This is a genomic window from Pseudomonas sp. Snoq117.2 (genome assembly GCF_900110545.1).
GTDB lineage: Bacteria > Pseudomonadota > Gammaproteobacteria > Pseudomonadales > Pseudomonadaceae > Chryseomonas > Chryseomonas benzopyrenica.
Genome location: NZ_FOED01000038.1, coordinates 1 through 5,477, shown reverse-complemented (window position 1 = coordinate 5,477; position 5,477 = coordinate 1). Strand labels below are relative to the sequence as shown.

6 protein-coding genes are annotated in these 5,477 nt (G+C 61.9%); 5 read left to right on the top strand and 1 reads right to left on the bottom strand.

The window, feature by feature from the left end; genetic code table 11:
• The first annotated feature begins 229 nt into the window (after positions 1–229).
• The 5 genes from BMZ43_RS25815 (at position 230) to BMZ43_RS25795 (ending at position 5,171) form a co-directional block, all read left to right on the top strand.
• A complete protein-coding gene (locus BMZ43_RS25815; RefSeq protein WP_093257832.1) occupies positions 230–1,426 on the top strand; it encodes a DUF3150 domain-containing protein in 1,197 nt (398 codons plus the stop codon).
• 66 nt (positions 1,427–1,492) lie between these two features.
• Positions 1,493–3,226, top strand: a complete 1,734-nt coding sequence (locus BMZ43_RS25810) for a VWA domain-containing protein (RefSeq protein ID WP_093257829.1) — start codon at positions 1,493–1,495, stop codon at positions 3,224–3,226.
• 100 nt (positions 3,227–3,326) lie between these two features.
• Complete coding sequence (locus BMZ43_RS25805; RefSeq protein WP_074585472.1) at positions 3,327–3,749, top strand: hypothetical protein; 423 nt, start codon at positions 3,327–3,329, stop codon at positions 3,747–3,749.
• 219 nt (positions 3,750–3,968) lie between these two features.
• Positions 3,969–4,724, top strand: coding sequence for a hypothetical protein (locus BMZ43_RS25800; RefSeq protein ID WP_093257826.1), 756 nt, complete (start codon positions 3,969–3,971; stop codon positions 4,722–4,724).
• Positions 4,725–4,811: 87 nt separating this feature from the next.
• The gene (locus tag BMZ43_RS25795) at positions 4,812–5,171 is read left to right on the top strand and encodes a hypothetical protein (protein ID WP_093257824.1); all 360 of its coding nucleotides are present in this window, start codon (positions 4,812–4,814) and stop codon (positions 5,169–5,171) included.
• Here the strand turns inward: BMZ43_RS25795 and BMZ43_RS25790 are convergent.
• Positions 5,146–5,477, bottom strand: a 332-nt coding sequence (locus tag BMZ43_RS25790; RefSeq protein WP_143075346.1) for an integrase core domain-containing protein, incomplete at its 5' end; no start/stop codon positions are given. The genes BMZ43_RS25795 and BMZ43_RS25790 overlap by 26 nt on opposite strands.

Below are 5,477 nucleotides of genomic sequence, written 5' to 3'. Positions count from 1 at the left end.
GTCGAGGACGATCTGCCCACGTTTGACTGGTGAATAGGGGCCTTCGGGCCCCCGTTCTCTGAGCCCGATTTGCTATAGTCGGCTATAGCAAATCCGGTTCTCGGCCGCCTCCATGTGGAGGCAGCTGCGAAGTGCCAGCTGGGCACTCAAAACACCAGCAGCTCATCTCAAACCCAATGGGGGTCTCTCCCCATGGGGGAAGACTCCCGCCCAAACCGGAGTCTTCACCATGCAAACTGCTCAACCCATCAAGGAAATCGAAACCCTCAGCAAGCTCTTGCTGGTAGGTCTCGACGTCAACATCTGGTCCGGCCGCAAAAAGCTCCGTATCGAGGACCTCGGTCCTGGTGTGGATCTGCCGCCGGCGGAGCTCGCATCGCTGGGAAGCAAGCGGATCATGGATCCCGAGCAGATCAAGCGGTTCGACAACCTCAAGCGCCGCGCCCATCGCCTCCTCGAGAGCGAAGGCGTGCGCTTCCTGGGCGGCTACGGCATCCCGAACGACGCGGCTCCGGCCATCGCGAAGGAGCTCGACGACATCCAGCGCGAGTTCAACGTTGAGATCAAATCCTTCCTCGACAACTACGACTCGAACTTCGACGCGTGGGCGCAAAAGTGGGATCAAGATCCGAAGTGGCAAGCTGCGATCGAAAAGGCCAAGACCCCGAAAGAAGTCGTGGCTCAACGCTTGGGCTTCCGCTACACCCTGGTGCGCGTGGTACCCGACAAGTCCGATCCGGCCCTGAGCAAAGGGCTGGAGCAGGAAGTGGAGGGTCTTTCCGGACAGCTGTTCCGGGAGATCGCGGACGCGGCCGAGGACCTGGTGGATGGCAGTTTCGCCAACAAGTCCTCTGTCAGCCGCAAGGCGGTCAGCGCGATCCTGAAGATTCACCGCAAGCTCACCTCGCTTGCGTTCTTGAATCCTGGGATTCATCTGGTCGCCGAGCACATGATGTCCGTCATCGAGCAGCTCCCCAAAAGGGGGCCGTACGAGGGTGGGCATTTCCAAACGCTGCAGACACTCATGCTGTCCTTGAGTGACGAGCGCAACATCTCGAAGCTGGCCACGTCCTTCGCGGCATCTGCTGCGCAGACTGCCGCCACCGGTGGCGTGCCGGCGGCGAGTGTCGTGATCGAACAGGCCCCGGCAGCTGCTGGTGCCGTTGTAGCTTCTGCTGCCGTGATCGAGCAGTCGCCGTCCCCTGCGGACGACGGCGGCATGTCCGTTGGCGAGCTGCTCGATGAGATCGCCGGTCAGCAGGCAGCACCTGGTCTTCAGGATCTGAGCTCGCTAGCTGCAGAGCTGCAGGCCCGGGCTATTGACGGGCAGGTGATCGATACCCAGATGTCGGCGTTGGGCGTTGCTGCGTCTATTGCCAACATCCCAATGCCGACTACCCAGGACGCCTTGGACTTCTGCATGTAAACCAACCCCCTGGGGGCACCTGCCCCCTTTGGGGGTGGTGTGTCCTCCACTACTGGAGTGACAGCTATGCAACGTTCTCTGAGCAACGCCTTCCCGATCATCGCGCGCTACTTCTGCGACGACCTGGGGGTTCGCATCGAGTTTGGTGGAAACCAGCCGGCCACACAGGACAAGGTGATCTACCTGCCGGTGCTCAAAGATGAGTCGCCTCGCATGGTTAACGTCTCCCTCGGGTGGACGGCCCATGAGTCGGCACACATCAAGTACACGGACGATGAGCCCTATGAGCTGGCCAACGCAGAAAGCCCCTTCATGGGCCGCTTTCTGAACCTGCTCGAAGACCTGCGGATCGAGAAGCGCATGATGGAAGACCATTACTGCGCCATCGAGCCACTGCGGGTGACTGCACAGGAGGTGTTCCAGAAGCCTTGGAGCGCCGACGGCAAATCCGAAGCGGTGGTTTTGCACGACGCCTGCCTGATCATCGGCCGGGCGCGCTTGCTCAATCAGCCGATCGAAGAGGTTGCCGTTGTCCTGGACGCTGCGTTGGCCAACACCTTTGGTGCCGGCCGACGCGCGAAAATCCTTGGGCTACTGTCCACGGTGACCGGCTTGCCGGATACCGCGGGGGTGTACCAGCTCGCCCATCGGATACTCGATGTCTTGGACGAAGAGGAGCCTCAGCAGCCCGACGCTGGCGCGGATCCTGATCCTGCGCCGCAAGGTCAGGACCAGGGCCCGCAACAGGGCCAGGATCAAGGCGCTCAGCAAGGCCAGGATCAACCTGGTCAGGGTGAGCAGGGCAACTCCAGCGAGGGCGATCAGGCAGGTCAAGGCGACGCGCAAGCGGCGTCCGGCCAGCATGGCGCCGATCAGCAGGGCGCTCAGCCAAGCCTGAAGCAGCGGGTGGTAAACGCTGACTCGCAGGCCATGCAGGATGCGCTTGGGGACGTCTCATCCCAAGCCGCTACCCTGATCGGCGCCAACGCCGGCGGCACAAGCTCCACGCCGAGTTCGGTGCTGGCGCACGCTGTCGGTTCACAGGCTCTGCAGCAGGACGTTGTCATCAACGGACGCGCCGCCTCCATGGGGCTGCGCCAGGTGCTCAACGGCCTCATTCAGGGCAGCCAGAACGCACGGGTCACCGTGCGCAAAACGGGCAGTCGTCTCGATACAGCGAGCCTTGGACGGGTGAGGGTTGGGGAAAACCGGATCTTCCGGAAACAGGAACCCGTGCAGCGCACCAACGCTGCTATCCAGCTGGTGCTCGATGGCTCCGGCTCCATGGGTTTGAAGACCGGCGGGCGCAAGCCTATCCAGGTTGCGGAGGAGGCGTGCTTTGCGATGCTTACGGCATTGGAGGGTATTGCCGGCGTTACCAGTGGTGCGATGGTCTTCCCTCGGGGGGATCGGGAGCAGGTCGGTGTTTTGAAACGGCACGGCCAGAACCTGGCCAGCGCAGTGGCCGAACAGCGCTTCGGCCTGACCGCTTCCGGCGGAACACCGTTGGCCAGCGCCATGTGGCCGGCCGCCGGCGACCTGCTGCGCGCCAAGGGACAGCGGAAGGTGCTGATCATCAGCACCGACGGCGACCCACGGAACGTGACCGACGTGATCGATATGGTCGCCCGGTGTCGCGCTTCAGGAATCGAGGTGTTCGCGATCGCCTATGGCGAGGCGAAGTCCACGAACCTACAGCTGATGTTTGGCACCGGTCACTGGCAGCTGCTGGATGACCTCGGGCAGTTGCGCAGCGCCCTCCAGGCGCTCGTGCAGCGTGTATTGACCCAGGCTGCCTAACCGCGGCCGCAGATCTACCAACCGCCTTACGGCGGACAACCCACCAGGGGACATACCTCCCTGGTGGGGGGGTATGTCTCCTCCTTACCGGAGGCATACCATGCAACTTGCGCTTTCTTTCACCGAAAGCTCGTTTTGCGAATTTCCCTTACCGCAGCGCTTGCCCAGGCCGCGGGTCAAACGGGCGCCTCGCAAGACGAACACCGCGGTTGATATCGAGCAGCTGTATTTCGACCTGCTGGCCATTCCGGACAGCGAGGTCGACACCTACGTCTGGACTGACGCAGACATCGATCGCGTGCGCGAATACATGCTGCATCACGCGCTGGGCGTTCTGCTGGACCGGCGCAATTCGCTGGCGTCTCGCCAGGAGCATTGGGCCTGGGTGATGGACGAGGAGGACTTCGGTCCCTTCTCGTTCAAGACCTTGGCCTACTTCGCCGGCGTCGACAGTGAGTTGCTGCGCGAGGGGTTGGTTCGAACCCTCACCAAGCACCAGGTCCTCGAGCAACTGACGGTGTGATTGCTTGACACCTCCCCCCTCGCCGGGGGAGGCTTTTTCTCGAGTCTCATGGGCAGAGCGCCAGGCTGCGCCGATCAGATTCTCCTCGACCTCTGTTGGTCGAGAGATACCCAGCTGGAGGTTTCCAGCACCTATCGTTCCGGTCCGTCCGGAGCATCACACCCTTGGGGGCACGTTCCCCCTCGGGGTGACGTGTCTCCTCTCTATGAGGAGCTCACCATGCGTTATCAACTCACCCAGTCACCTGTGGTCGATGCCCTGCTCTTTCCCTATCAAGCTCCGGCGGCTTATCGCACCCGGGCGGATTACGAGCAGCTTGATCGGCTTCAGCGTGAAGCACGGCAGGACCGGCAGCGCGAATTCGCGCAGCGGCTACACGAGGCCATGCAAGACGGTCCCTGCTCGCTGCGAAGTTTCCCTTCGCATGCAGTAGACACCGCCTGGCAGGACTTGCCGCGGTTCCATCACGCTGCGCAGTTCATCCCGTTTGAAAGGTCGACCCCGGCTGCCGGGCAGGACTATTTCGCGGCGCCGCCGGCGAGCCTTGCTGACTATGAGGGCTTCGACGTCGGCGAGGATCTGCCGGTACCCGATGAAACACCTGCTGTCCCGTCCAAGGCGGAGCGGCGGGCGCCCGCATCGGCGGCGTCCTCGGACGTCATCGACTGGTCCGACGCAAAGGAAGGGGTAGTCAAGCAACATGGCCGCTATCGCTATCGCTTCGAAAGGAATTCCTCATTCTCCTACCTGGTTCGCTTGGACACTGGTGGGGACGTGTGGGGAATCGAGCTGCAGCAGGTCGTCAATGAGCTGAACATCGAGGTTGGTGATCGGGTGCAGCTCAAGCGCATGGGAAAGGAAACTGTCGAAGTCGACGAGAAAATCCTCGACGCCGATGGCAACCCGACCGGCACACGCAAGAAGCGCGTCACGCGCACCATCTGGCGTGGCCGCATCCTGCAGAAGCACGCCTGATCGCCGCCGGCGTTTCCGGCATCAACCTACCCTGAGCGGGCCACTCCCGCGTAGGGGGTGGCCCGCTCTTCAACTGGAGAGACGACCATGACACAAGCCGATTCGGTACCCACTTTTCGCTTCAAGCAGCGCCTAAGCTTCGCTGGCCAGTGGGAACACGATGTGTGGGAAAACGGCCGGCACTACCTGGTGATTGTGGGGGACAGCTCCCACCGGCACCTGCGGGACTTGATGAGCGGCCTCACCGATGAGGAGTACCTGCGCGATGTGGTTGGTCGCGAGAACCTCATCAGCTGCGTCAACCAGTCTGCGCCTAGCGCGACGCTGGTGGATGCCTTCAACGCCTGGCGACAGGATCTGCATACCGAGCGCCTCAACCGGCTATGCAGTCAGCCCGAGCGCTATGGTGTGATTGTAGTGGTCAACCCATCCCGGACAGTGGGTTAAGTTTTTCTTCGGCCACCGCAGGCGGTAGCCTATCGTTGAATTGATGCGGCCTGATCCAGTTGTAGCGGTGCATCAGGTAATGACTGATGTCCCGTTGGGCCTCCTGAGCTGTCAGGTAACCGGTCTGTGGAATCCACTCCGATTTCAAACTGCGGAACAATCGCTCCATCGGCGAGTTATCCCAGCAGTTGCCCCGGCGGCTCATGCTCTGTTCCATCCGATATCGCCACAACCGTTGCCGAAACAGGCGGCTAGCGTATTGGCTGCCCTGATCGGAATGAAACAGTACCTGCTGCGGTTTGCCAC

Coding starts and splice junctions, on each gene's coding strand:
- BMZ43_RS25805 (WP_074585472.1), top strand. CDS start 3,327: ATGCAACTTGCGCTTTCTTTCACCGAAAGCTCGTTTTGCGAATTTCCC.
- BMZ43_RS25800 (WP_093257826.1), top strand. CDS start 3,969: ATGCGTTATCAACTCACCCAGTCACCTGTGGTCGATGCCCTGCTCTTT.
- BMZ43_RS25815 (WP_093257832.1), top strand. CDS start 230: ATGCAAACTGCTCAACCCATCAAGGAAATCGAAACCCTCAGCAAGCTC.
- BMZ43_RS25795 (WP_093257824.1), top strand. CDS start 4,812: ATGACACAAGCCGATTCGGTACCCACTTTTCGCTTCAAGCAGCGCCTA.
- BMZ43_RS25810 (WP_093257829.1), top strand. CDS start 1,493: ATGCAACGTTCTCTGAGCAACGCCTTCCCGATCATCGCGCGCTACTTC.